Origin of the sequence: Streptomyces bambusae (genome assembly GCF_019400985.1) — a bacterium.
Lineage (GTDB): Bacteria > Actinomycetota > Actinomycetes > Streptomycetales > Streptomycetaceae > Streptomyces > Streptomyces bambusae_A.
Genome location: NZ_WTFF01000530.1, coordinates 1 through 2,912 on the forward strand (window position 1 = coordinate 1; position 2,912 = coordinate 2,912).

The window sequence follows — 2,912 nt, forward strand, 5'->3', positions numbered from 1 at the left end:
CTCCACCGTCTGCTGGGGGCGGGGGAGAGGTGTATAAGACGAAGGGGCGGCCCCCCCGGCGGGGCGCGGGCCCCCGGACCCCCCGTTCCCGGCCCCCCCCGCCGCGACCGCCGCACCGAGACAGGAGGGCTGAGGCCATGAGCACAGCGACGGGGGAGCACCGCCGCCGCGTCCTCGGGCAGCCGCTGGACAGCCGCGAGGATCCGCAGCTGCTGCGCGGCGAGGCGACGTACGTGGCGGACATCGACCTGCCCGGCACCGCCCACATGGCCATCCTCGGCAGCGAACTGGCCCACGCCCGGATCCTCGGCATCGAGACCAAGGCCGCCGAGGCCATGCCCGGCGTCCTGAAGGTGGCCACCGCGGCCGACTTCCCCGACGTGATGCCGCTGCCCTGCATCTGGGTACCCGGCGGGGTCGAGAGCCACTTCCCGCCCCACCCGTACGGACTGCCCGGCGCCCGCCCGGTGCTCAGCGGCGACACCGTCCGGCACGTGGGCGACCCCCTCGCCGTGGTCGTGGCCGAGACCCCGCGCCAGGCGGCCGCGGCCCTGGCCGCCCTGCACGTCGAGTACGAGCCGCTGCCCGTGGTCACCCGCGCCGACGACGCCCTCGCCCCGGGCGCCCCGCAGCTCCACGAGGCCGTCCCCGGCAACCTCAACGCCTACTGGACCTGCGGCGACAAGGACCGCACCGACGCCGCGATCGCCGCCGCCGAGGTGACCGTCGAGCTGGACCTGGTCAACCAGCGGACCATCAACAGTCCGATCGAACCGCGCGGCGCGGTCGGCGTCCACGACGCGGCCACCGGCGAGTACACCCTCTACGCCTCCACCCAGGGGCCCCACAACCACCGCTTCCTGCTGTCCGCGCTGGTCCTGGGCATCCCCTTCGACAAGCTCCGGGTGATCGCCCCGACCGTCGGCGGCAGCTTCGGCACCAAGGGCTACCTCTACCCCGACATGGCACTGGTGCTGCTGCTGTCCAAGGCGCTCGGCCGCCCGGTGAAGTGGGTCGACACCCGCACCGGCCTGATGAACTCCACCGTGCAGGGCCGCGACCACCGCCAGCACGTCACCCTCGCCGGCACCCGGGACGGCCGCATCACCGCCGTGCGCTGCACCAGCTACGCCAACCTCGGCGCGTACCCCTCCACCATCGGCCCCGGCGTCGCCACCGCCCTGATGGGCCGCTCCATCACCGGCATGTACGCCGTCGAGGCGGCCTTCTGCGAGGTCTACGCCGCCTTCCCCAACACCGTCCCGCTGGGCGCCCAGCGCGGCAGCGGGCGCGCGGAGGCCGCCTTCCTGATGGAACGCCTCGTCGACCGGTACGCGGCGGAGATCGGCATGGACCCGGCGGAGGTCCGCCGCCGCAACCTGGTCCCCGCCGAGGCGTTCCCCTACGACAACGGCCTCGGCTGGACCTACGACTCCGGCAACTACCGGGAGAACTTCGACCGCGCCCTCGAACTCGCCGGCTACGCCGCCATGCCCGCCCGCAGGGCCGAGGCCCGCCCCCGCGGCAAGCGGCTCGGCGTCGGCCTCGCCACGTACGTCGCCGTCTGCGGCGTCGGCCCCTCCACCCGGATGTCCCAGGAGGGCATGCTCGGCGGCACCTGGGAGAGCGCCAACATCCGCATCCACCCCACCGGGGAGGTTGCCGTCACCGTCGGCTCCGCCTCCACCGGCCAGAGCCACGGCACCGTCTTCGCGCAGGTCGCCGCCGAGGAGCTCGGCATCGACCCGGCCGCCGTCCAGGTGTACGAGGGCGACACGCGGGGGGCTCCGTACGGGCAGGGCACGTACGGCTCGCGCTCGTACAGCATGGCCGGGCCGGCCGTCGCCCTGACCGCGCGCAAGCTCAAGGCGAAGCTGGTCCGGGCCGGCGCCGTCCTGCTGGGCATCCCCGAGGACAAGGTCGTCCACGCCGGCGGCGGCGTCCACGAGGAGGGCAACCCCGCCAACGCCAAGACCTTCGCCGAGCTGGCCATGGCCCTGTGGTACGGCTGGGGGCTGCCGCCGGAGATCGAACCCGCCCTGGACGAGACCACCCACTTCGACCCGCCGGACTTCAACTACCCCTTCGGCACCCACGTCGCCGTCGTCGAGGTCGACGAACTCACCGGCGAGACCGAGGTGGTGGCCTACACCGCCGTGGACGACGCCGGCCACATCGGCAACCCCACGATCGTGCAGGGCCAGATCGAGGGCAGCATCGTGCACGGGCTCGGCCAGGCCCTGATGGAGGCCGCCGTCTACGACCCCGAAGGCCGGCTGCTGACCGCCGACCTCACCGGCTACGCCCTGCCGCGCGCCACCGACGCCCCCTTCTTCGCCCTCGACAAGACCGTCACGCCCAGCCCGCACAACCCGCTCGGCGCCAAGGGAGCCGGCGAGATCGCCACCGTCCCGCCCGCCGCCGCCGTGACCAACGCCGTCGTCGACGCCCTGTCCGACCTGGGCGTGCGGCACATCGACATGCCGCTGACCCCGGAGAAGGTCTGGCGCCGCCTGCGAGGAGAGGCCCAGTGATCCTCACCGAACCCGACTACGTCCGCCCGGCCGGCCTGGGCGAGGCCCTGGCCCTGCTCCGCGGCACGCCCGGTGCCCGGCTGCTGGCCGGCGGCCAGAGCCTGCTGCCCGAACTGCGCGCGGGCCGGGACCGGGCCCGGCTGCTGGTCGACATCCGCCGGCTGGCCGAGCTGCGCGGCATCACCCGTACCGATGCCGGCGCGCTGCGGATCGGCGCGGCCACCACGCTGGCCGAGCTCGCCGCCCACCCGCTGGTCCTGGCCGCGGCGCCCGAACTGGCGGCCGCCGCCCGCGCCAACGGCGACCCGCAGGTCCGCAACCTGGGCACCGCCGGCGGCAACCTCGCGGCCGCCGGCCGGCCCACCGACCTGCCGGTCG

Annotated in this window: 2 protein-coding genes; both read left to right on the forward strand. The window is 74.9% G+C overall.

All coding sequences use genetic code 11. The features are described 5' to 3' along the window. Positions 1-137 precede the first annotated feature (137 nt). The gene (locus GPJ59_RS35135; protein WP_219672129.1) at positions 138-2,534 is read left to right on the forward strand and encodes a xanthine dehydrogenase family protein molybdopterin-binding subunit; all 2,397 of its coding nucleotides are present in this window, start codon (positions 138-140) and stop codon (positions 2,532-2,534) included. Continuing rightward, on the forward strand, positions 2,531-2,912 hold a 382-nt coding region (locus tag GPJ59_RS35140), incomplete at its 3' end, for an FAD binding domain-containing protein (RefSeq protein WP_219672130.1). The genes GPJ59_RS35135 and GPJ59_RS35140, both read left to right, overlap by 4 nt.